This is a genomic window from Bradyrhizobium yuanmingense (assembly GCF_900094575.1).
Taxonomy (GTDB): Bacteria; Pseudomonadota; Alphaproteobacteria; order Rhizobiales; family Xanthobacteraceae; genus Bradyrhizobium; species Bradyrhizobium yuanmingense.
Window position 1 is genome coordinate 523092 of sequence record NZ_FMAE01000007.1, and the last position, 23481, is coordinate 546572.

A 23481-nucleotide genomic window follows, 5' to 3' on the forward strand; every position below is an offset into this window, starting at 1 on the left:
GGCTTGCGCGTTAACCTCCGCGCGCAACAGTCGCTGTGACTTCGCCATACTTCCCCCTATATAAGGGGCTGTTCCGGCGCGCCTGAGGCTCTCAGCTTCGGCCCAGGCCGGTTTGGCCGAGGGGAGACCCGTGCAGACGACGCTGCTCGGATTGGCGATTGCCTTCATCATTGCGCTGCTGGCCGCGCTGATCGGGCCTTACTACATCGACTGGAACCAGTTCAGGCCCCAGTTCGAGGCGGAGGCCGGCAAGATCATCGGCGTGCCGGTGCGGGTGGCGGGCGAGCTCGATGCGCGGCTGTTGCCGGCGCCGACGCTGCGGCTGCGCGGCGTCACCTTCGGCGGCAACAACGATCTCGGCCGCCTGCGCGCCGACAAGCTCGATGTCGAGTTCAGCCTCGGCTCCCTGATGCGCGGCGAATGGCGCGCCACCGAGCTTTCGGTCGGCGGCATGGCGGTCGATCTTGGTCTGGACGCGCGCGGACGGGTCGATTTGCCCTCCACCGCGAGCGGCACCTTCAACCTGGCCTCCCTCGCCATCGAGCGGCTGAACCTCACCGGCCGCATCGCCTTGCACGATGCCGCCAGCCGCTCGACGCTGGAATTGAACGATATCGCCTTCTCCGGCGATGTGCGCTCGCTCGCAGGCTCGGTGCGGGGCGACGGCAGCTTCACCGCGCGCGGCGTGCGCTACCCGTTCCGCGTCTCCTCCGGCCCCAGCGCCGACGGCAGCGCCACCCGTCTCCACCTCAACATCGATCCCGGCGAGCGCGCCATCCTCGCCGATCTTGAGGGCGTGCTCGCCTTCGATAATCGCCAGCCGAAATTCGAGGGCGCGCTGACCCTCGCCGTGCCCGCGGCCAGGAAGGCGGGCGAGGCGGGACCGACGCCCTGGAAGCTTGCGACCAGGCTCAAGGCCGATCCGGCCGGCGCGAAATTCGAGCAGATCGACGCGAGCTTCGGCCCGGAGGACACCGCGCTGAAGCTCGGCGGCGTCGGCGACCTCAGGTTTGGCGCATCGCCCTTGCTGCGCGCGGTGCTGTCGGCGCGGCAGGTCGATGCCGACAGGCTGACCGCCAAGCATGATGCCGATCCGCAGCGCGTCCTGCCGGCGCTGCGCGCAGGGCTGGCGGCGATCCCGCAGGTGCCGATCCCTGCCCAGATCGAGTTCAATGCCGATCAGATCATGCTCGGCGGCCGTCCGCTCCAGAACATCGCGACCGAGCTTGCGACCGACGGCCGGTCCTGGACCTTCCGGCGGCTGGAGCTGCGCGCGCCCGGCATGACGCAGGTCTCGCTCAATGGCGCGGCTCCCGGCGCCGACAGTTTCAGCGGCCGGCTCAGCGTTGAATCCCCGGATCCCGACACGCTGGTGGCCTGGCTGCAGGGCCGCAGCGAGATCACCCGCCGCAGCACGCGGCCGCTGCGTCTCGCGGGCGACGTCACCATCGCAGCCAATCATCTCGCCATCGACAGGCTGAAGGCCGACATCGATGGCGGCGCGATCGAAGGCCGCATCGTCTTCGTGCAGACAGGCGCGAGCAACGGCTCGCGGATCGATGCGGACCTCAGGGCCGACCGGCTCGACCTCGATGCCGCCGCGAGCTTCGTGCGCGCGCTGGCGGGGCCGCAAGGCGAATGGCCGGAAGAGGCAAAGCTCTCGCTCGATATTGGCCGCGCGATCTCCGCCGGCCAGGAGCTGCGGCCGTTCGCAGCCAGGCTCGCCTACAGCCCGGCGTCGCTGTCGCTGGAGCAGCTGCGCTTCGGCCAGGGCGGCGGCGTGACCTCGGAGGCGAGCGGCAGCTTCGACCGCACCAAGACGACCGGCAAGCTCGCGCTGAAATCCTCGGCCAATTCGCTGCGCGAGCTCACCGCGCTGGTCGAGCCGTTCGCGCCCGCGCTGCGCGCGCGCCTCGATGCGCTCCCGTCCTTGCCCGGCGCGACCCGTCTCAAGCTCGATCTCAGCCTCGACAAGAACGCCGAGCATGCCGATCGCAGCAATGCCCGCTTCGTGCTCGACCTCGACGCACCGCAGCTCAAGACCACGGCGACCCTGGCCGCGCAGACGCCGGCGGCCGCCATCGGCGGTATCGACCTCGAACGCCTGCGCAACAGCGACTTCACGCTGGACGCGAAAGTGGCGGCGCCGCAGGCCGGCGCCTTGTTGGCACTGCTGGGGCTCGACCGCATCGTGGCCGCGGGCGAGGGCGCCTCGCAATTCGAAGGACGGTTGAGCGGAGCCTGGCGCCGTCCCTCGCAATTGAACGCAAAGCTCAGCGGCGGCGGGCTCGATGCCGACGCGCAAGGCAGCGTCGAATGGTCGGAGTCCAAACCGTCCGAACCCAAATCGTTCGAGCCCAAATCGTTCGAACCGAAGGCGAGCGTGAACCTGCGCGTGCGCAACGCCAATCTGGCGCCGCTGCTCGGGACCAGCCCGGCCGGCACGTCGGCGCAGAACGTCAGCCTGTCCTCCCGCGTCACGCTCTCCGGCAATCGCCTGACCTTCGGCGATCTCGACGGCAATGCCGCGGGCTCGCATCTGCGCGGCCATGTTTCGGTGACGCTCGATCAGGACAAGAGCATCGACGGCGAGGTCGGTCTCGACTCGCTCGATCTGGCGCCGGCGCTCGCAATCGCCGTCGGCGCAGCCGGTCGTGAGTCCGGCGAGCCGCTCAGCGCAGGATTGGTCAGCGGCTGGCGCGGCCGCATCGCCTTCCAGGCCTTGCGCGGAACGTTGCCCGGCGGCATCGAGCTGCGCCCCTTCGGCGGCACGATCCGGAGCGACGGCCAGTCGCTCGCATTCGATGCGCTCAAGGGCGGCGTCGGCGGCGGCGACATGTCCGCAAGCCTGGACGCGCGCAATGGCGCGGGTGGGCTTGCGCTGAACGCGCGCATCGAGCTCAGCAACGTCGATGCGGCGGCGCTGCGCTATCGCGACCTTGCCCTGCCCAAGGGGCGCGCCTCGGTGCAGATGGCGCTGACCAGCCAGGGCCGCAGCGTCGCGGCCTTGACCGGTGCGCTCGCCGGCAACGGCACGGTGACGCTCGAATCCGCCGAGATCGCCGGCCTCAATCCGCGTGCGTTCGAGATCGCCATCCGCGCCAGCGACGGCGGCCAGGTCAATGACGACAACCGGCTGCGGCAGCTCGTCGAGCCCGCGCTGTCGGCGGGGCGCATCGCGGTGCCCTCGGCGCAGATTCCGTTCACGATCCGCGACGGCCGCCTGCGCATCGGCGCAACGCCGCTGGAAGCGAAGAACGCCCGCGCTATCGTCTCCGGCGGCTACGACATTCCGGCGGACCAGGCCGACATCCGCGCCAGCCTGACGCCGATCATGACGGGGCTTTCCGGCGCCCCGCCCGAGATCCAGCTGTTTGCGGCAGGCCCGCCCGACAGGCTGAGCCGTACCATCGACCTCGCACCGCTGTCGTCATGGCTTGCGGTGCGCACGATCGATCGCGAGACGCGGCGGCTCGACGCCATCGAGCGCGGCGAGCCGCCGCCGGCCACCGCTGCGCTGCCGACGCTGGTGTCCCCGGAGATAGCGACCGAGCAGGCGCCACCCAACGTGCCGCTGCCGGGCCAGGACCCGCGCCGCGCGCCGGCAAAGCCCAGGGTGGCGCCGACCCCGAAAGCTCCGCAGGCCGCGCCCGCCGCGCCAAGCCCCTCACTGACAAGCCCTTCACTGACGAGCCCGCCGCTCGCGAGCCAGCAGCTCGCGCCGCTCCCTCCGGCCATCGACGTGAAGCCCGCCCCGGGCCCGCCGCCCGCCAAGCCCAGGCCGAAGCCGCCGCTGGTGCTGACGCCGCAGCATCCGTAGACGGCGCTATCTAAAGCGCTCCGTTGCCGATGCTCGTCATGCCCGGGCTTGTCCCGGGCATCCACGTTCTTTGTGCCATGCGGCAAGGCGTGATGGCCGGGACAAGCCCGGCCATGACGCGGAGAGGTTTCAGTGCCCAAAGCTTCTCGGCTCTTGCACAACAGTAAATCCATTCCCTCGCATTTGAACGAATTTTCGTCGGCAAAACTGATTTGCCGACTTTACTGAATTCTCGCGTTTCATCTCTAGCGTGGGTTCCCAGAGGAATTCGGCGTCGCGCCGCGAGCGGCGGGACGGCTCGCCAACGGGCTGCCAAGAACTGGGGTGATCGAGATGAACGGGGCGAAATCGCTTCTGCAGGATCTGGACGACGCGATCGCGCGCGGCACCGACGAAAGCCGGTCACGCGCATTATGGCATGCGACCGACATCCTGATCACCGGCCGCTACAGCGACGACGAGATCAGCATGTTCGGCGAGGTGATCGGCCGGCTCGCCGACGAGATCGAGGTGGCTGCGCGCGCGCAGCTCTCCGAAGTGATGTCGGCCTGCGATCACGCCCCGCTCAACGTCATCGAAAGGCTCGCCCTCGACGACGAGATCGCGGTGGCCGGTCCCGTGCTGCGCGATTCCAACCGCATCGACGAGAAGATGCTGGTCCAGAGCGCCATGACCAAGGGCCAGGCGCATCTGCTGGCGATCTCGCAGCGCCAGTCGATCGGCGAAGCCGTGACCGACGTGCTGGTCAAGCGCGGCAACCAGGAGGTCGTGACTTCGGTCGCCAGGAACGAGGGCGCGCGCTTCTCCGGCTCGGGTCTCTTGCACATGGTCCGCCGCGCCGAGGGCGATTCGATCCTTGCCGAGCAGCTCGGCCTGCGCAAGGACGTGCCGCGTCACATCTTCCAGCAGCTGATCGCGAAAGCCTCCGAAGACGTCCGCCGCCGCCTCGAGACCGAGCGGCCCGAGATGATGTCGCAGATCCAGAGCTCGGTCACCGAGGTCACCGGCGATCTCCAGTCCAAGTTCGGCCCGTCCTCGCGCAGCTATTTCGTCGCCAAGCGCGTGGTCACGACGCAGTATCGCCAGGGCAATCTCAACCAGGACTCGATCTCGAACTATGCCCGCCAGCATCGCTTCGACGAGGTGCAGATCGGCCTGTCGCTGCTGTCGGCGCTGCCGGTCGACGTGATCGAGCGCGCGCTGATGGACCGCAACCGCGAGATGATCCTGGTGCTGTGCAAGGCGCTCGACTTCTCCTGGGACACGACGATGTCGCTGTTGTTCCTCGGCGCCAAGGATCATCTGATCACGGCGCGCGAGCTCCAGGACAACGAGCGCGAGTACGGCCGGCTCAAGATCGAGACGTCGCGCAGCATTCTGAAGTTCTACCAGTCGCGCAAGACCGGCGCGGGTGCCGATGCGGGCCGTCAGCCCGAACTTCAAGTCCACTGACAGGTCCACTGAGGAGAGGGGAGTACCTGCAATGTTACCTCAATTCGGCACCGCCGTTCGCAAGAAGAATCTCGCCAATGCCGGCGCCACCGATCTCGGCGGCGCAGCTCCGGACAAGGCCTCGGTGGACGCCGCCTGGCTCGTGCTGGAAGCCGCCAACGACCTCGGCGACCACGCCGCGGTGGACGCCTGCCGCCGCGTCATCGACGCCGAGCTGAACGGCACGGCGGCCCGCAGCGCGGATGTCGATCTCGTGCTGGGATATTTTCGGTAAGGCTCCGGGGATCGCGCGCAGACTGGCGCGCAGCGTAATCCACGATTGCTCTCAGCAGGAGTTCGAGCGTTTGGAGCCTGCATCGCGCCGAAGACCTGACTTCGCCGCGGCCAGGGCTGCGGCGAGCTCGTCGATGTGATAGGGCTTGGGCAGGATCTCGATACCCGCGCTCTCCGCTTCATGGACCGAGGCTTCGGCATATCCGCTGGTCAGCAATATCGGTATGTCGCTTCGTCTCTTCCTGACCTCGCGCGCAAGCTCGACCCCGTTCATGCCGCCCGGCATCATGATGTCGGAGAAGATCAGATCGATGGGACGGCCGTCCGCCAGGGCACCGAGCGCTGCTGCGGCACTGGAAGCGCGTGTGACCTCGTAGCCGAGCTGACCGAGCATCTCGCTGACCAGCGCGGCAACCTCGTTATCGTCCTCCACCAGCAGGATCTGCCCCTGATTGCTCTTTTTCGGGCGCACCCTGGTGAGGTCGATGAGGTGTCGCTCGTCGGAGGGAGTCTCGAAGGATCGCGGCAGGTACAGCTCGATGCTCGTGCCTCGGCCGACCTTCGATTGAATTCGCACCGTGCCCCGCGACTGCGTCGCAAATCCATGGACCTGTGCGAGCCCCAGTCCAGACCCCTTGCCGACGTCTTTGGTCGTGAAGAACGGCTCGAACACCCGCGACATGATCTCCGGGGGCATGCCGACACCGGTGTCGACGACGGACAAGCGGACATAGTCGCCGGCGATCTCCCCATCGTTCAGGTCGGGTAGATTTTCGCCGCGCACGATGATCGTGCCGCCATTGGGCATGGCGTCGCGGGCGTTGACGGCCAGGTTGAGAATGACCAGCTCGAGCTCGCCGGGATCGACCTCCACCGGCCAAAGTTGCTCCGGAAAGTCGAATTCGACATGGACGTCGCCCCTGAGACTGCGATCGAGCAGTTCACGCATGCCGCCGATCTGCGCGGCGACGTCGACAGGCTCCGGCCGGAGTTTCTGCCGCCGTGAGAATGCCAGAAGCTGCTTGGTCAGGCTCGCTCCGCGCTGCGCCGCCTGGATCATCCCGTCCATCAGGCGGCGGCGCCGGGTCGGATCGGTCTGGCGTTCGAGCATGTCGAGGCCGCCGGAAATCACCATCAAGAGATTGTTGAAGTCATGCGCGACGCCGCCGGTGAGCTGGCCGATGGCCTCGATCTTCTGAGCCTGCCGAAGCGTTTCCTCCACGCGTGCTCGCTCTTCGATCTCGAGGCGAAGCTGCGTGTTGGCTTCCTCCAGCGCCTTCGTCCGCTCGATCACCAGCTTCTCGAGCTCCTGGGCCGTCTGCTCGCGCGCCTCGAGCAGAGCCCGGATCTCGTATTGACGCCGCCGAGCCCGCAGTGCGGATTGGATGGTGCTGGTCAGCGTGATCGGTTGAACCGGCCGTTCGAGCAGCGAAACGTTGCGCAGAAGCTCGACGATACTGCGTCGCCAGGCGATGACCGAGGGCTGCTCCCGGTGGCTGGTGAGAACGACGAAAGGCAGATCGGACCACGGCGGCTGACCGGCGATCCATTGTGCCAGCGCCGCGGTGTCCTTGCCGAACAATCCTTCCTCGGCAAGAAATACGGTGCCAACGCCTGCCGCCATTTCGGTGACGAGTTCGGCCAAGTCCCGGCAACTGATCGCCTCGAGGTTCGCGTTGCGCAAAAGTTCGGCCGATGCCGGCCCGTCGCGGCCCACCGGGGCGAAGACGAGAACGCGGTGATCGCGCTGCGCGCTCATTCGAGCGGCCCTTCCGGGAGGGCCGTGCCGGTATAGCGCGGATTGCCGGAAAAGATGCCGCTGAATTCAACGAGTGGCGGGCCGAGCTTGATCCCGGTGCCGCCGAGCCGGAATTCGCGGATGCCGTGCTCGTGGCCGCCGCTGCGCTTCTTGACGACCGACAAGGCGCGGCGAACCGTTCCGGCGAACTCGAAATAGCGCAGCATCACGACCGCATCGCTCAGATAGCTGAGGTCGAGCGGCGTATCCATGGGACCGACAAGCCCGTGCTGGGCGAGGATGAGGATGGTGAGCACGCCCTGCTGGGCCAGATAGCTGAGCAGTTCATGCATCTGCAGAACGAGAAAGCGCTCGTCCGGCATCGCGTTCAGATAGCCGTTCAAGCTGTCGATGACGATGATGCGGGCATTGTCGACCTCGACGCTACGGCGAAGCGTTGCCGCGAACTCACCCGGCGACAATTCGGCGGGATCGATCTGCTGAAACCGGATCTTTCCGGAGGCGAGGTGCTCGTCCAGCGGCAGCCCAAGCGTCCTGGCGCGTGCCTCAACCGTTCCGCGTCCTTCATCGAATGCGAAGAACACGGCGTGCTCGCCGCGTTGCGCCGCCGCGATGGCGTAGGTCAGCGCAAGTGACGATTTGCCGACGCCGGCCGAGCCGAGGAAAAGCGCGTTGGTGCCGCGCTCGAGCCCGCCTCCGAGGAGCTGGTCGAGCTCGGGGTTGCCGCTGGACACCATGTCGCCATCGAATGATCTGTGATGCTCGGCCGCGACGAGCCGCGGAAAGATGCGCAGGCCGCCTTGCGCGATCGTAAAATCGTGGAAGCCGCCGCGAAAACGGATGCCGCGCATCTTGATCACGCGAAGCCGCCGCCGCTCGGCACCGTAGTCGATGGCCAGCTGCTCGAGCATCACCACGCCGTGCGCGATCGAATGCAGTTGCAGATCATCCTGGGAGGACGACAGATCGTCGAGCAGAACCACGGTGCAGTTGCGATTGGTGAAGAAGTGCTTGAGGGCCAGAACCTGTCGCCTGTAGCGGAGCGGGTTCTGCGCCAGCAGGCGCAATTCGGACAGGCTGTCGAGCACCACGCGGGTAGGGTTGATCCGTTCGACCTCCTTGAAGATCAGACCTGTGGTCTCGCTCAGCTCCATCTCGGCGGGATGAAAAACCGTCAGCTCCCGCTCGGGATCAAGCGTCGTTTCCGGCGGAACGAGCTCGAAGATATCGACGCCGTCCAGCGACCAGCCATGCCGCTGTGCCACCACTGTGAGCTCGCTCTTGGTCTCGGAGAGCGAAACGTAGAGAACGCGTTCGCCGTCGCGCACGCCCCGAAGAAGGAATTGGAGCGCAATCGTGGTCTTGCCTGTGCCGGGGCGTCCCTCGTAGAGATACATTCGGTTGGGGTCCAAGCCACCGCCGAGGATGTCGTCCAGACCGTCGCTGCCGGTCGAAATTCTCGGCAAATCCTTGAGGTCGCTGCCTGGAGCAGGCGCGGATTGACCGGTCATGACCCCCCCCCTTACGCGTATCTTCCCAAAGCTCTCCATGCGCTCCAAGCGCATGCCGGGAGCCGGATTTGACTGAAAAGGTCCGTCTAAGGAACTCCTAGGCCGGGCATGAGTTCCCGCCCGACTGGCGGTCCGGCGACCGGTTCGTTGCCGCTCAGACTGTGCCGACCCGTGGATGGTGTCGGTTCAAAAATGAACACAAACGGTCCGCTCGCGGTCCATCCCGTTGCTGCCCTCACTGCCGGATGCGGTAGATCACGACGTCCTCGCCGTGACGGTTCGTGCTTCGCTCGAGCTGGTAGTTCGACTTCTCCAGCACGCGCCGCGATGCACCGTTCCCGACATACACAATGCCGATGAGAGACGGCAGTGCGAGCTGTGACAGCCCGAGGTCCGTCAGCGCGGTCGCGATCTCGCTGGCAAATCCTTGGCCCCAGAATTCGCGCTTGAACGCGTAGGCGATCTCGACCTCGTCGACATCGTCCACGAGAATGTGCCGAATGCCCGCCCGTCCGGCGAAGGCCCCGTCCTTCGTTCGCAGCGTCCAGAGTCCGAAGCCGTGCTGGTCCCAATGGGCCATGTTGGTTGCGAGATAGGCCCTCGTGACCTCGGGCGTCCGCACCCCGCCGAGATAGCGGGAGACCTCGGCGTCGCGATGCAGCGCGACGAGGTCGGCGAGGTGATCCTCGCGCAATCGCTCGGCAGTCAGGCGGTCGGTGGTGAAATGGTCCACGGCAACAGATCGCCGCTTCCGAGGCGTGTCGTCGTTCATGCTGCTATCGCTGCGGGCTGATCGTGACATCATGCCCCTGTTTTGCCCGACGGGTCAACGGGCGACGGCCGGATCGTTGCCTTGCGCGTAACTCATTGATTTCACGACCCCCGGTCTACTGTGCATGGGGTTGTTTTCGCAGTTTCGTTTTGGAAGGGCTACCCCGCCCCCAGCGCGACGGCGACGTTGTACGTCACGAGGCTCGCCGCATAGGCCAGCACCAGCATGTAGGCGAAGGTGGCGCCCATCCAGGCCCAGCTGCCGGTCTCGCGCCGGATCACGGCGAGCGTGGAGGCGCATTGCGGGGCGAAGATGTACCAGGCCAGCATCGACAGCGCGGTGGCGAGCGACCATTTTGTCGCCAGCACCTGGCCGATCTGCTCGACCGCTTCACTGCCGCCCTCGATCGCATAGACGGTGCCGAGCGCCGCGACCGCGACCTCGCGCGCCGCCATGCCCGGGATCAGAGCCACCGCGATCTGCCAGTTGAAGCCGACGGGGGCGAGCAGGGGTTCGAGCGCCTTGCCGATCATCGCCGCCAGGCTGAACTCGATGGCCGGCCCGGTCGCGCCCGCGGGCGGCTGCGGGAAGGAGGCCAGGAACCAGATCAGCACCATCATCGAGAAGATCGTGGTGCCGGCGCGCTGCAAGAACATCTTGGCGCGGGTGTAGATGCCGATCACGATGGATTTCAGCCGCGGCATCTTGTAGTCCGGCAGCTCCAACATGAACGGCGCCGGCACAAAGTCGCGCAGCATGAAGAACTTGATCACGAACGAGACCAACAGCGCGCTGATGATGCCGGCGGCATAGAGGCCGAACATCACGAGGCCCTGCAGGTTGATGAAGCCCCAGACGTCTCTGGCCGGGATGAAGGCGGAGATGATCAGCGTATAGACCGGAATGCGCGCCGAGCAGGTCATCAGCGGCGCGATCAGGATCGTGGTCAGCCGGTCGCGCTTGTTGTCGATGACGCGCGTCGCCATGATGCCGGGAATGGCGCAGGCAAAGCTCGACAACAGCGGAATGAAGGCGCGGCCGTGCAGGCCGGCGCCGCCCATGATGCGGTCCATCAGGAACGCCGCGCGCGCCATGTAGCCGAAATCTTCCAGGAGCAGGATGAACAGGAAGATGAGGATGATCTGCGGCAGGAACACGATGACGCTGCCGACGCCGGAGATCACGCCGTTCTGCAGGAAGCTTTGCAGCAAGCCGTCGGGCAGGGTGGCCTGCACCAGCTCGCCGAGCGAGTCGAACCCGGACTTTAGCAGCTCCATCGCCGGCTGCGCCCAGGCGAACACCGCCTGGAACATCACGAACAGGATCAGCGCGAGCACGATCAGCCCGCCGACCGGATGCAGCACGATCGCGTCGATCCGTGCGGTCCAGGTGTCGGGGCGAGCAGGCAGGCTGACGCAGTCGGCGATGATGCGATCGGCCTCGCGTTGGGTGGCGCGCAGCTCGGAGACGCCGAGCGCGCGCCAGCTGTTCTCCACCGGCTCGGCGGCGAGCGCTGCGGAAATCTCGTCGGTCAGCTTGAGCAGGTCGGCCGTGCCGCCCTTGCGCACCGCGATCGAGGTGACCACGGGCACTCCGAGCTCCTTGGCGAGCCGCTTGACGTCGACCGTGATGCCGCGGCGGCTTGCGATGTCGAACATGTTGAGCACGAGGATCATCGGCCGCCCGGTGCGCTTCAGCTCCAGCAGCAGGCGGATGGTCAGGCGCAGATTGGTGGAATCGGCGACGCACAGCACGAGATCGGGCAGGGTCTCGCCGGAGGCCTTGCCGAGCACGAAGTCGCGGGTGATCTCTTCGTCCGGGCTGCGGCCGCGCAGCGAATAGGTGCCGGGCAGGTCGACCACGGAGACCTGGCGGCCGAGCGGGGTGACGAAGAAGCCTTCCTTGCGCTCGACCGTGACGCCGGGATAGTTCGCGACCTTCTGCCGGCTGCCGGTCAGCGCGTTGAACAGCGAGGTCTTGCCGCTGTTGGGCGTGCCGACCAGGGCGAGATGCAGCAGCGGTGCTTCCATGGGATCAAGGGCCTGCGGGGCAGATTGCGGTCGCGCGTCAGGCGACGATGATGGCCATGGCTTCGCGACGGCGGACCGCGATCGTGGTGCTATCGACCCGCACCGCGATCGGATCGCGCCCGACCAACCCCTCATGCAGGATCTCGACCCGGGCGCCCTCGACGAAGCCGAGTTCGATCAGGCGGCTCTCGAGCTCGACGTCCGAAAGCGCCGAGCCAGCCTCTTTGGCGGCAAGGTGTTGGATGACGCCGGTATAGCCGCGCTGGGCCAGACCCAGCGGCATGTGCGAACGCGTATCAGTGGTATCGGTCATGCCCTGTATTTTCAACGCCGGGCATTGAGGTCAAGCGTGCCCGCGCGCCGAAGATGCACCTTAGAGCGATTTTAAAGTGCAGAGGCCGGGGCGCCGTCGCGGGCGCCCCCGACGGCTACTGGGCCGGGACCTTGTCCGGCTGGGCGGCCATGGCGCGGCTCTTGAAGTAGTCCAGGACGAACAGACGGATCGCCGACGACAGATTGCCCTGCTGGCGGTTGTTGTCGATCTCGCCGACCAGCTCGGACAACGTCATGTTGCGCAGGCCGGAAATCTCTTTCATGCCGTTCCAGAACGCCTCTTCCAGGCTGACGCTGGTCTTGTGGCCGGCGACGACGATCGATCGTTTCACGACCGGCGACTTCATGGCTGCTCCTCGCGATCGATCCGGTGCTGGTCCAGATTCTCCTTGGCCTGGTCCGCCCGCTTCGCCTCGGACGACCGTTCCGCCTTCGTGCGCCCGAACTTCGCCCGGTTGGCGTCCGCCTGCTTCGCCGAGGCTTCCCGCTCGACGCGCTTCCTGAAACGATTCAGGTTGATGACGTTCCCCATGCCGCGTCTCCATCATCCGCTCCTCTTCAGGCAGGATGAAACATTCAGAAACAGGGCGCCACATTGCGCCGCAGAAGACTTGATCGCCATTCGCTCGTCCTCGTCAATCGGCCCTTGGGCCATCAAACGATGAATTTCGCCCCGTCGAGGGCAGTGGAGCTGCGTAACACGCCGCCCCGCCGCAACATTGACGGTAATCAAATCCCGCCCCCAAAACCGCATATTTTTGGGCGCCGAGCGTCCGTATCATTACGGATGGCTATCGGAATTCGGAATCATCCCGGGCTGATCATCTTCTCAGCGCGCACCAGGCGGTCGAACTCGTCGGCCGAGACGAAGCCGAGCCGCAGCGCCTCCTCCTTCAGCGTGGTGCCGTTGGCGTGCGCCGTCTTGGCCACCTTGGCGGCGTTGTCGTAGCCGATCTTCGGAGCCAGCGCCGTCACCAGCATCAGCGAGCGCTGCATCAGCTCCTTGATGCGCTTCTCGTCGGCGCGGATGCCGCTGACGCAATGCTCGGTGAAGGAGCGCGCGGCATCCGCCATCAGGCGGATCGAATGCAGCATGTTGTAAGCCAGCACCGGCTTGTAGACGTTGAGCTCGAAATGACCCTGGCTGCCCGCGATCGTGATCGCGGTGTGATTGCCGAACACCTGGCAGCACACCATGGTCATCGCCTCGCACTGGGTCGGGTTGACCTTGCCCGGCATGATCGAGGAGCCGGGCTCGTTCTCCGGCAGGATCAATTCGCCGAGGCCCGAGCGCGGGCCGGAGCCGAGCAGGCGGATGTCATTGGCGATCTTGAACAGGCCGGTCGCGACCGAATTGATGGCGCCGTGCGCCAGCACATAGGCATCGTTCGAGGCCAGCGCCTCGAATTTGTTGGCGGCGCTGGTGAAGGGGAGCTTCGTAATCCCGGCAACGTGCTTTGCGAACAGCTTGGCAAAGCGCGGCTTCGAGTTGAGGCCGGTGCCGACGGCTGTGCCGCCCTGCGCCAGCGGATAGAGGTCCTTCACCGCGATCTTGAGCCGGGCGATGCCGCTTTCGACCTGCGCGGCATAGCCGGAGAATTCCTGACCGAGCGTCAGCGGCGTCGCATCCTGGGTATGGGTGCGGCCGATCTTCACGATCTTCGAAAACTCCCTCTCCTTCTTGCGCAGAGCGCGCAGCAACTCGCCGAGGGCAGGGACGAGATCGGCATTGATGCGGCTTGCCGCCGCGATGTGCATTGCGGTCGGGAAGGAGTCGTTCGACGACTGGCTCATGTTGACGTGATCGTTGGGATGCACCGGCTTCTTGGCGCCGAGCTCGCCGCCGAGCAGCTCGTTGGCGCGGTTGGCAATCACCTCGTTGAGGTTCATGTTGCTCTGGGTGCCCGAGCCGGTCTGCCACACGACAAGCGGAAAATGGTCGTCAAGTCTGCCTTCGATCACCTCGCGCGCAGCGCGGATGATGGCGTTAGCACGGCGCCGATCGAGCAGGCCGAGCTCGAGATTGGACTGCGCAGCGGCGAGCTTGACCATGCCGAGTGCATGCACGAGTGAGATCGGCATGCGGTCGGTGCCGATGCGGAAATTCTGGCGCGAGCGCTCGGTCTGCGCCCCCCAATAGCGGTCGGCGGCGACCTCGATGGGACCGAAGCTGTCGGTCTCGGTGCGGGTTGCGGGGCGGGCAGTCTTCGAGCGGGACGCTTTGGCCATGAGCACATCCATTCTGCCGCGCGAAACGCCGCGCGGCCTGTTCATGTGCTCTTCTATATAGACAGTTGGCCGGGCGCGATGGCTCTGCGCCCAACCTAGATCATTTCTTGCGGAAACGATCGAGCCGCACGACCTCGGCGCCGCCGTGGCTCGGCGGCGGCGACTCGTCGGCAGCTTCCGGCTTCTCCGCGGCAGGTGCCGGGACCGATACGGCCGATGGCGCGGGTGCTGCCGGCAGATTGTCCGGCGCGACCTCGGCGACGTCGGAGGTGTCGAACTGGAGGCCGAACTTCACGGACGGATCGAGGAAGCTCTTGATGGCACTGAACGGCACCACCAGCCGCTCCGGAATGCCGCCAAAGGACAGGCCGACCTCGAAACGATCCTCGAGCACGGTCAGGTCCCAGAACTGGTGCTGGAGGATGATCGTCATCTCCTCCGGATATTGTGCGAGCAGCCGCGGCGACAGCTTCACGCCTTCGGCCTTGGACACGAAGGTGATGAAGAAATGATGCTCGCCCGGCAGGCCATGCGCTGCGGCATCGGTCAGCACCTTCCGCAGCACGCCGCGCAGCGCATCGCGGGCCAGCACATCGTATCGGATATGATCGGTCGCCATGGTGGTCCTGTTGCATCCAAGCAGCCGGACCCTGCCGATCCGACTCGCCAAGCCGCAATAGTACCGCGCCTGACGGGCGAGCAGGAGTCCCCGCCGGGGAAGAATCAAAGAGTAAAGTGGAGGCTTCTGTTGCCAGGTGCCTCCGAACCCCGCCTAGCGGAGCTTAACCCGCTAGGACTTTAGAGTGGTCTTTCAAACTGCGTTACGCAGCCTGAGCAACCGGAGCAAAGTTGTCGTTGGCAACTATTGCAGTAGCCCGATAACGGCGGAACAATACCGGGAAAAAGTACGCCCTTTACGCCCTCGTCGATCCTATTTCGCCCCCGCCAAAGCCCAGCTTCGGGCACGCCCGATGGTGGGCTTTGGTGGAGGCGCCGGGTACCGCCCCCGGGTCCGAATGGTTTATTGCGACGACCGTTTATTTCCATAGCCGGCGAACCGGCACCCCCAATATAGGGGGCAAAGCTTTCGAAAAACAGAGGGTTGGAGGCGCGATCCCGCGGTTCCCTTTGGATAGGCTTCGGAGTGCCGGGCCTATCGCGGCTCTGGCCTTTGCCAGAGGTCGCCAGCCCGATGTGCCGAATCCTTGCGCATCTCCTGCCCGGCAGTCCCGATCGTTGCGGCCATGCGCATGATGACGCTGCTGCTCCAGCGAACGGACAATGTCAGTCTCAGCGACGTTCAATTTCCTGCGGCGGAAAGTAGCAGCGTGACGAGCCGCAAGCCGACTAGGCGCTGATCTCCACTTCGGCCCGATCTCGCTCTTCGCCGTCGCCGCTGCGCCGGCAGTGCGCGAGACCCACTGCACCGCGGTTGAGGCGAAGCACCAGAGGCCGACCAGGACACCGGTCCGACCTCGCAGGACTTGCCAGGTCCGAACGCTTATCGTGACGTTAATCGGGCCGATCCAGCAATTGCTGCACTGCGTCTGACCGCGATGGTTGCAGTGGTCGCGTCCATCTCGCGCATCAATCCCCTCTGGCTTTTGCTTGCCGCGGCGTGTTGGGTTTTGCTGGCATTGTCTGATGAAAATCGCTAGGCAGTGATCCGGGCGGGTATCCAGTTCCAGCCGATTTAGAACAACAGTGCTCGTGACTTACAGGTCGCGGAGGAGACAGGCATGGCCGACACGATGGGCCACTCAGCGACGGCCACCCGAAACACCCGGGTGGCGCTCGGCTTTTGTCTGCTGGCGATTGCGCCGCAGATTTTCGAATTGATCTGGTCGATCGGGACGATTTTCGGCTGGGGGACCGGCCGCGGTCCGGCGGCGGTCGTCACCGGTCATGCGACGGCGCTGCTGGCCGGCGCGCCGAGCGCCCTCTTCGGATCATTCGGCGGCGGCGCCAAGAAGATGTCGTCCGAGGTGCTGCTGGCGCTGATCTATTCCTATCCGCTGTTTGCGGTGGCGATCCTCACGCTGTTTATGACCATCCGCTCGGCGCAAGATTATGTCGGCGGCGTCGTGCTGATGGCCGTTGCCCTGTTTGCGCTGTGGGCATCGAGCGATTTGCAGGGCATGCGTGGCTTCTCCTTCGGTGCGGGCACTGCGCCACGTATGTTCGGCGGGCTGCTGGTTGCCCTGTCTGCCGGCATCGCCTTGACCGGCCTGATCACGGCGGGACCGGCGCTTGCGCATTATTCCTGGCGCGGGCCGCTGTTCGTGGTGGCGGCGATCCTGTTCTTTGCCCTGTCGATCCGGTCCCTCGGTCTCGTTGTCACGGCCTTCTCGAGCTTCATGATCGCGGCGACGGGCTCGCACGAGACGCGCTGGCTGGAAGCGGTGATCGTCGGCGCCTGCCTGACGGTCGGCTGCGCAATCCTGTTTCCTTATGTGCTCGGGCTGCCGATGCCGATGTATCCGCGTTTCCTGATCCAGTGAGGGCGTGATGGATATCTTTGCCAATCTTGCTCACGGCTTCGCCGTCGCGTTCACCCCGATCAACCTGTTGATGTGCCTGATCGGCGCCCTGGTCGGAACGCTGGTCGGCGTTCTCCCTGGCATCGGCACCATCGCCACCGTCGCGATGCTGCTGCCGATCACTTTCGGGCTGCCGCCGGTCGGCGCGCTGATCATGCTCGCCGGCATCTATTACGGCGCGCAATATGGCGGCTCGACCACGTCGATCCTGGTCAACATACCCGGTGAGGCGACATCGGTCGTGACCGCCATCGACGGTCACCAGATGGCCAAGCAGGGCCGCGCCGGTCCGGCGCTCGCGATCGCCGCGATCGGCTCGTTCTTCGCCGGCTGCGTTGCGACCATCCTGATCGCACTGCTCGGCGCACCGCTGACGAAACTCGCGCTGGCGTTCGGTCCGGCCGAATATTTCTCGCTGATGGTGCTCGGCCTGATCTTCGCGGTGGTGCTGGCCAAGGGCTCGGTGTTGAAGGCGATTGCGATGATCGTGTTTGGACTGCTGCTCTCAATGGTCGGTTCGGACATCGAGACCGGCGCCTCGCGCATGGCCTTTAACATTCCCGAGCTCGCCGACGGTCTCGGCTTTGCGACCGTGGCGATGGGCGTATTCGGCTTTGCCGAGATCATCCGCAACCTCGACCACGGCGCCGAGATGAACCGCGATCTGGTGCAGCAGAAGATCACCGGACTGATGCCCACCAGGAAGGACCTCGGCGATGCGACGCCGCCGATCCTGCGCGGCACCGTGCTCGGCTCGATCCTCGGCATCCTGCCCGGCGGCGGCGCGGTGATCGCGTCCTTCGCGGCCTACACGCTCGAGAAGAAGCTCTCAAAGACCCCGTCCCGGTTCGGCCGCGGCGCGATCGAGGGCGTGGCGGGGCCGGAGAGTGCCAACAATGCCGCGGCACAGACCTCGTTCATTCCGCTGCTCACCCTCGGGATCCCGCCGAACGCTGTGATGGCGCTGATGGTGGGCGCGATGACCATCCACGGCATCGTGCCCGGTCCGCAGGTGATGCAGAAGCAGCCGGATCTGGTCTGGGGCATGATCGCTTCGATGTGGATCGGCAATCTAATGCTGATCATCATCAACCTGCCGCTGGTCGGAATCTGGGTGCGGCTGTTGCGCGTGCCCTATCGGCTGATGTTCCCCTCGATCGTGATCTTCTGCGCGATCGGCATCTATTCGGTGAACAACGCGCCGGTCGACGTCATCCTCGCGGGCGTCTTCGGTCTCGTCGGCTATTGGCTGATCAAGCACGATTTCGAGCCGGCGCCGTTGCTGCTCGGCATGGTGCTAGGACCGCTGATGGAGGAGAACCTGCGCCGGGCGCTGCTGATCTCGCGTGGCGACTGGAGCGTGTTCCTGACGCGCCCGTTGTCGGCGGTGCTGCTTGCGGTCGCGGCAAGCCTGCTCGTCCTTACGGTGCTACCTGTCTTGCGCGCCAAGCGCGACGAGGTGTTCACCGAGTCCGAGAACTGAGGTCGTGCGCGCCGAGTCGGCTCGGTCCTGCGTCGGCGCGCCGCATTCGGAAGTCGAATCGACTTGTGTTACGGCTTTGTGAAATGGAAATGCCGGCCTTTGGGCCGGCATTTTATTGTGTCCAAAGGGAGGATCGCCATGACGTTCATTCGCGCGCTTACAGGCGCATGTGCAGCAGCGATAGCATCGCTGGGCGCCTTCATCGCAACGGCTGAGGCGCAGACCTATCCGACGCGCAACATTACCGTGATCGTCCCGTTCGCAGCCGGCGGGCCGACTGACGTGATCTCACGCATCGTCACCGGGCACATGGCGCAAACGCTGGGGCAGAGCATCATCATCGAGAACGTGGTCGGTGCCGGCGGCACCACCGCCACGACGCGTGCCGCGCGTGCGGCCAACGATGGCTATACGCTGATCACCGGGCATATGGGCACGCATGCCGCCTCCGTGCCGCTCTATCCGAAGCTGGCCTATCACCCCGAGAAGGACTTCGAGCCGATCGCATTGCTGGCCGGCACGCCGATCCTGATCCTGGCGCGCAAGGACTTTCCGCCGAAGGATCTCAAGGAGTTCGTCACCTATGTGAAGGCGAATGCCGAAAAGGTGAATGCCGCGCATGCAGGCGTCGGTTCGGTTTCGCACGTCTCGTGCGAACTCCTCCACTCCATCCTCGACATCAAGCCCGTCGGCGTGCCGTTCAACGGCACGGGACCTGCGATGAACGCGCTGGTGGCGGGTCAGGTCGACTACATGTGCGACCAGATCGTCAACGCCGTCCCGCAGATCAATGCCGGCACCATCAAGGCCTATGCGATCGCCACGGCCGAACGAAACCCGTCGCTGCCGAACGTGCCGACCACGGCGGAAGCCGGCCTGCCGGCATTCCAGGCTCAGGCCTGGAACGCGATGTTCGCGCCCAAGGGAACCTCGCCCGCGATCGTGGCAAGCGTGAACGCCGCCGCCGTCAAGGCGCTCGACGACGAGACGGTGAAGAAGCGCCTGCTCGAGCTCGGCAGCGTCATCCCCGCGCCGAAGGACCGAACCCAGGAGGCGCTGGCGACCCTCGTCAAGAGCGAGATCGCGAAGTGGAGCCCGGTGCTCAAGCCGGCGAATTAAGCGAAGGCGATCAAGGCGCTAGGCGAGGGGCGGAACGCTGAGTTCCGCCCCTTGCCGTTTGTGCCGGGAACACTCACTTTTCCGGGTATAATCGACGGCGACAGCGAATCGCCGCTGTCGTAGCGCGGGGGGGGTCGTTAAGTTCGCCGCCTCCCCAAAGGCTCAGTCGCAACATGCACCAGTATCAGGACCTGCTCGAGCGGATTCTTTCCGACGGCGCCGAGAAGACCGACCGGACCGGCACCGGCACGCTCTCGGTGTTCGGCCACCAGATGCGCTTCAATTTGTCGGCCGGCTTCCCGATGCTGACGACCAAGCGGCTGCCGCTGAAGGCGATCGTGCATGAACTGCTCTGGTTCCTGAAGGGCGACACCAACATCAAATATCTGCGCGACAACGGCGTCACCATTTGGGACGAGTGGGCGGACGCCAATGGCGATCTCGGCCCGGTCTACGGCCATCAATGGCGCTCCTGGCCCGCGGCCGACGGGCGCAGCATCGACCAGATCGCCAATGTCATCGACATGATCAAGCGCACGCCTGATTCCCGCCGCCTGATCGTCACCGCCTGGAATCCGGCCGACGTCGAGAAGATGGCGCTGCCGCCCTGCCACCTGCTGTTCCAGTTCTATGTCGCGAACGGCAAGCTGTCCTGCCAGCTCTATCAGCGGTCGGCCGACGTGTTTCTCGGCGTGCCCTTCAACATCGCCTCTTACGCGCTGCTCACCATGATGGTCGCGCAGGTCACAGGCCTGAAGCCCGGCGACTTCGTGCACTCGCTCGGCGACACTCATCTCTATTCCAACCATCTGGAGCAGGCGAGGCTGCAGCTCAGCCGCGCGCCGCGCGCGCTGCCGGTGATGCGGATCAATCCTGAGGTAAAGGACATCTTCTCTTTCCGCTACGAAGACTTCGAGCTCGTCGGCTACGATCCGCATCCGCACATCAAGGCGGACGTGGCGGTCTAGCGCCCTATGTCGCTCACCATCCGCCGTGCACGGCCCGAGGAAGCCGGGCTCGTTCTCTCCTTCATCCGCGAGCTCGCCGAGTACGAGAAGCTGTCGCACGAGGTCGAAGCGACCGAGGCTGACATCGCCGACGCGCTGTTCGGCGAGAGGCCGCAGCTCTATTGCGCGATCGCGGAGTGGAACCGTGAGCCGGTCGGCTTCGCGGTGTGGTTTCTCAATTTCTCCACCTTCAGCGGCCGTCACGGCATCTATCTCGAAGATCTCTATGTGCGGCCGTCGCATCGGGGCAAGGGCCTCGGCAAGGCGCTGCTGGCCTATCTCGCCAGGGAATGCGTCGACAGCGGCTGGTCGCGCCTGCAATGGGCGGTCCTCGACTGGAACGCACCCTCGATCGCGTTCTACAAGTCGATCGGCGCGGTCATGATGGACGACTGGACGCTGTGCCGGGTCACCGGGCCTGCGCTGACCCAGCTTGCCGGGAGCTCTGCCTGATGGAGATCGTCTTCGTCGTCGCCATCGCAGAGAATGGCGTCATCGGCGCGGGCAATGCGATGCCGTGGCGATTGAAGTCCGATATGGCGCGCTTCAAGGCGCTGACGATCGGCAAGCCTGTGATCATGGGCCGCAAGACCTTCGAGACCCTGCGCCGGCCGCTGCCGGGCCGCACCAACATCGTGGTCACGCGCGATCCGGCCTATCGCGCCAATGGGGCCATCGTCACGACATCGCCAGCGGATGCGGAGGCAGTCGCGCGCGGCGACGCTCTGCGGCGTTCGGTCACTGAGATCGCGGTGATCGGCGGCGCCGAGATCTACCGGCAATGGCTCGGTCGTGCCGATCGTCTCGAGATCACCGAAGTGCACGCGCGCCCAGAAGGGGACACGCATTTTGAAATCGACAAGGCGGAATGGGACGAGGGCGAACGCATCCGCCATCCGGCCGGCCCCGCCGACAGCGCCGACCTGTCCTATGTGACATATCGTCGGCGGCGCGGCCATTAACCGCTTTTGCCAATGTTTACATTGACTTTTTCGTGCCCGAGCATAGCTCGGAAGACGGTCAGGGCTGCGTTGTAAGGGACTTGCCTGTCCCCTATAAAGCCGGACCGGACAAAGCGGGCGGTGGCAATTCCACCCTGCCGAGGAGAACGTCGAATGCCGTGGAAGAATCAGGGCGGTGGCCCGTGGGGCTCGGGTCCAAAGGGACCGTGGGGCTCAGGCCCGCAACCGGTCGGGCCGAGGCCGCCGGATCTGGAAGACCTTCTGCGGCGCGGCCAGGACCGCCTCCAGCAGATCATGCCGGGCGGTTATTTCTCCGGCATCGGCATCACGCTGATCATCCTGCTGATCGTCGCATTCTGGCTGCTGTCGGGCTTCTTCCGCGTGCAGTCCGAAGAGCTCGGCGTGGTGATGCGTTTCGGCAAGCACGTCCGCACCGTGCAGCCGGGTCTGAACTATCATCTGCCTTATCCGATCGAGACCGTGCTGCTGCCGAAGGCGCTGCGCGTCAACACCACCTCGATCGGCATGACGGTGATCGAGGATCCGGCGCGGCGCGGCCGCTCCATTCGGGACGTGCCGGAAGAGAGCCTGATGCTGACCGGCGACGAGAACATCGTCGACGTTGATTTCACCGTGCTCTGGCGCATCAAGCCGGACGGTGTCGGTGATTTCCTCTTCAACATCCAGAACCCCGAGGGTACCGTGAAGGCGGTCGCCGAGAGTGCGATGCGCGAGGTGATCGGCCGGTCTCAGATCCAGCCGATCCTGACCGGAGCGCGCAACGTCACAGAGCAGAACGTGCACGAGCTGATCCAGAGGACTTTGGACAGCTATGGTGCCGGCATTCAGATCACCCAGGTGCAGATGCAGAAGGTCGATCCGCCCGCGCAGGTGATCGACGCCTTCCGCGACGTCCAGGCGGCCCGCGCCAATCAGGAGCAGCTGCAGAACGAAGCGCAGACCTATGCCAACCAGGTTGTCCCGCAGGCGCGTGGACGCGCGGCCAAGATCCAGCAGGATGCCGAAGGTTACAGGGAACAGGCTGTCGCCGAGGCCAAGGGCCAGAGTGCACGCTTCCTGAAGGTTTACGAGGAATACAAGAAGGCGCCCGACGTGACGCGTGAACGGATCTACCTGGAGACGATGGAGCGCGTGCTCGGCGGGGCTGACAAGCTCGTCTATGACGGTGGCCCCTCGGGCCAGGGCGTCGTGCCCTATCTGCCGCTTCCCGAACTGGCGCCAAAGCGGACACCTACGACTGGTCCGCAGTCGAGCGGAGGCACCCGATGAAGTCTCCGGTCACAGGTTTTGTCACGCTGCTCGCCCTCCTGTTCGTCGTGATCGTCGGCTATATGTCGTTGTTTACCGTGCAGCAGACCGAGCAGACGATCGTGCTCCAGTTCGGCAGGCCGGTCGACGTCGTCACCGCGCCCGGCCTGCACTTCAAGGCGCCCTGGAACTCGGTGATCAACATCGACAAGCGGATTCTCGATCTGGAGAACCCGTCGCAGGAGGCGATCGCCTCCGACCAGAAGCGGCTCGTGGTCGACGCCTTCGCGCGCTACCGCATCAAGGACGCACTGCGCTTCTATCAGAGCGTCGGCTCGATCCAGGCCGCCAACATCCAGCTCACCACGCTCCTGAACGCGGCGCTGCGCCGCGTGCTCGGCGAGGTCACCTTCATCAACGTGGTGCGCGACGACCGCGAGAAGCTGATGCTGCGCATTCGCGACCAGCTCGACCGCGAGGCCGATGGCTACGGCATTCAGGTCGTCGACGTCCGGATCCGCCGCGCCGACCTGCCGGAGCAGAACAGCCAGGCGGTCTACCTGCGCATGAAGACCGAGCGTGAGCGCGAGGCCGCCGAGTTCCGGGCACAGGGTGGGCAGAAGGCCCAGGAGATCAGGTCCAGGGCCGACCGCGAGGCGACCGTCATCATCGCTGAGGCCAATTCGCAGGCTGAGCAGACCCGTGGTGCGGGCGATGCCGAACGCAACCGCCTGTTTGCAGAAGCCTACGGCAAGGACGCCGACTTCTTCGCGTTCTACCGGTCGATGACGGCCTATGAGAACGGGCTGCGTTCGAACGATACCCGCTTCCTGCTCCGGCCGGAGTCGGATTTCTTCCGGTACTTCGGTAGCCCCTCCGGCAGGACGCCTACCGAGACGCAGGCGAAGCCGTAAGCCAGACA

General features: G+C 65.4%; 20 protein-coding genes and 1 other RNA gene. 11 read left to right on the forward strand and 10 right to left on the reverse strand.

The features are described 5' to 3' along the window. Positions 1 to 130: 130 nt before the first annotated feature. The 3 genes from GA0061099_RS27005 to GA0061099_RS27015 all read left to right on the forward strand — a co-directional run bounded on the left by GA0061099_RS27005 (position 131) and on the right by GA0061099_RS27015 (position 5546). Positions 131 to 3820, forward strand: a complete 3690-nt coding sequence (locus GA0061099_RS27005) for an AsmA family protein (RefSeq protein ID WP_036024963.1) — start codon at positions 131 to 133, stop codon at positions 3818 to 3820. 333 nt (positions 3821 to 4153) lie between these two features. Further along, a complete protein-coding gene (locus GA0061099_RS27010) occupies positions 4154 to 5272 on the forward strand; it encodes a DUF2336 domain-containing protein (protein ID WP_036006551.1) in 1119 nt (372 codons plus the stop codon). Positions 5273 to 5303: 31 nt separating this feature from the next. Beyond that, positions 5304 to 5546 carry a hypothetical protein gene (locus GA0061099_RS27015; RefSeq protein WP_036024966.1) on the forward strand — a complete coding sequence of 81 codons (243 nt, stop codon included), beginning with the start codon at positions 5304 to 5306 and terminating at the stop codon, positions 5544 to 5546. A gap of 51 nt (positions 5547 to 5597) precedes the next feature. Here the strand turns inward: GA0061099_RS27015 and GA0061099_RS27020 are convergent, their stop codons facing one another. From GA0061099_RS27020 to ssrA, 10 genes are all read right to left on the reverse strand, one after another. Further along, the gene (locus GA0061099_RS27020) at positions 5598 to 7304 is read right to left on the reverse strand and encodes an ATP-binding protein (RefSeq protein WP_036024968.1); all 1707 of its coding nucleotides are present in this window, start codon (positions 7302 to 7304) and stop codon (positions 5598 to 5600) included. Next, positions 7301 to 8815 carry an ATPase domain-containing protein gene (locus tag GA0061099_RS27025; protein ID WP_036024970.1) on the reverse strand — a complete coding sequence of 505 codons (1515 nt, stop codon included), beginning with the start codon at positions 8813 to 8815 and terminating at the stop codon, positions 7301 to 7303. The genes GA0061099_RS27020 and GA0061099_RS27025 overlap by 4 nt, the downstream gene beginning before the upstream one ends. Before the next feature lie 235 nt (positions 8816 to 9050). Further along, positions 9051 to 9548, reverse strand: a complete 498-nt coding sequence (locus GA0061099_RS27030) for a GNAT family N-acetyltransferase (RefSeq protein ID WP_036024971.1) — start codon at positions 9546 to 9548, stop codon at positions 9051 to 9053. Between the two features lie 197 nt (positions 9549 to 9745). Further along, positions 9746 to 11617, reverse strand: coding sequence for a ferrous iron transporter B (gene feoB / locus GA0061099_RS27035; protein WP_036024973.1), 1872 nt, complete (start codon positions 11615 to 11617; stop codon positions 9746 to 9748). A 37-nt stretch (positions 11618 to 11654) separates the two neighbouring features. After that, on the reverse strand, positions 11655 to 11930 hold the full coding sequence (locus tag GA0061099_RS27040; RefSeq protein WP_036006563.1) for a FeoA family protein: 276 nt from the start codon (positions 11928 to 11930) through the stop codon (positions 11655 to 11657). A 115-nt stretch (positions 11931 to 12045) separates the two neighbouring features. Further along, positions 12046 to 12297, reverse strand: coding sequence for a ribbon-helix-helix domain-containing protein (locus GA0061099_RS27045; protein WP_025038043.1), 252 nt, complete (start codon positions 12295 to 12297; stop codon positions 12046 to 12048). Next, the gene (locus tag GA0061099_RS27050; protein ID WP_036006566.1) at positions 12294 to 12482 is read right to left on the reverse strand and encodes a DUF4169 family protein; all 189 of its coding nucleotides are present in this window, start codon (positions 12480 to 12482) and stop codon (positions 12294 to 12296) included. The genes GA0061099_RS27045 and GA0061099_RS27050 overlap by 4 nt, the downstream gene beginning before the upstream one ends. 275 nt (positions 12483 to 12757) lie before the next feature. Next, complete coding sequence (gene fumC, locus GA0061099_RS27055) at positions 12758 to 14191, reverse strand: class II fumarate hydratase (protein ID WP_036024989.1); 1434 nt, start codon at positions 14189 to 14191, stop codon at positions 12758 to 12760. Between the two features lie 88 nt (positions 14192 to 14279). Beyond that, complete coding sequence (locus GA0061099_RS27060) at positions 14280 to 14798, reverse strand: SspB family protein (protein ID WP_036024975.1); 519 nt, start codon at positions 14796 to 14798, stop codon at positions 14280 to 14282. Between the two features lie 115 nt (positions 14799 to 14913). Further along, positions 14914 to 15280, reverse strand: a transfer-messenger RNA (tmRNA) gene (ssrA, locus tag GA0061099_RS27065). A 638-nt stretch (positions 15281 to 15918) separates the two neighbouring features. Here ssrA and GA0061099_RS27075 point away from each other — a divergent pair. The 8 genes from GA0061099_RS27075 to hflC all read left to right on the forward strand — a co-directional run bounded on the left by GA0061099_RS27075 (position 15919) and on the right by hflC (position 23473). Continuing rightward, positions 15919 to 16680, forward strand: a complete 762-nt coding sequence (locus GA0061099_RS27075) for a tripartite tricarboxylate transporter TctB family protein (protein ID WP_036024976.1) — start codon at positions 15919 to 15921, stop codon at positions 16678 to 16680. Positions 16681 to 16687: 7 nt separating this feature from the next. Continuing rightward, on the forward strand, positions 16688 to 18202 hold the full coding sequence (locus tag GA0061099_RS27080; protein ID WP_036006571.1) for a tripartite tricarboxylate transporter permease: 1515 nt from the start codon (positions 16688 to 16690) through the stop codon (positions 18200 to 18202). 138 nt (positions 18203 to 18340) lie between these two features. Continuing rightward, complete coding sequence (locus tag GA0061099_RS27085) at positions 18341 to 19321, forward strand: tripartite tricarboxylate transporter substrate binding protein BugD (RefSeq protein WP_036006574.1); 981 nt, start codon at positions 18341 to 18343, stop codon at positions 19319 to 19321. Between the two features lie 173 nt (positions 19322 to 19494). After that, the gene (locus tag GA0061099_RS27090; RefSeq protein WP_036024977.1) at positions 19495 to 20289 is read left to right on the forward strand and encodes a thymidylate synthase; all 795 of its coding nucleotides are present in this window, start codon (positions 19495 to 19497) and stop codon (positions 20287 to 20289) included. Between the two features lie 6 nt (positions 20290 to 20295). After that, positions 20296 to 20781: a GNAT family N-acetyltransferase gene (locus GA0061099_RS27095; RefSeq protein ID WP_036006580.1), complete on the forward strand. Its 486-nt coding sequence runs from the start codon at positions 20296 to 20298 to the stop codon at positions 20779 to 20781. Beyond that, positions 20781 to 21290 carry a dihydrofolate reductase gene (locus GA0061099_RS27100; RefSeq protein ID WP_036024979.1) on the forward strand — a complete coding sequence of 170 codons (510 nt, stop codon included), beginning with the start codon at positions 20781 to 20783 and terminating at the stop codon, positions 21288 to 21290. The genes GA0061099_RS27095 and GA0061099_RS27100 overlap by 1 nt, the downstream gene beginning before the upstream one ends. Before the next feature lie 153 nt (positions 21291 to 21443). Beyond that, positions 21444 to 22580 carry an FtsH protease activity modulator HflK gene (gene hflK / locus GA0061099_RS27105; protein WP_036024980.1) on the forward strand — a complete coding sequence of 379 codons (1137 nt, stop codon included), beginning with the start codon at positions 21444 to 21446 and terminating at the stop codon, positions 22578 to 22580. Continuing rightward, a complete protein-coding gene (hflC, locus tag GA0061099_RS27110; RefSeq protein WP_036024983.1) occupies positions 22577 to 23473 on the forward strand; it encodes a protease modulator HflC in 897 nt (298 codons plus the stop codon). The genes hflK and hflC overlap by 4 nt, the downstream gene beginning before the upstream one ends. The last annotated feature ends 8 nt before the right edge of the window (positions 23474 to 23481 follow it).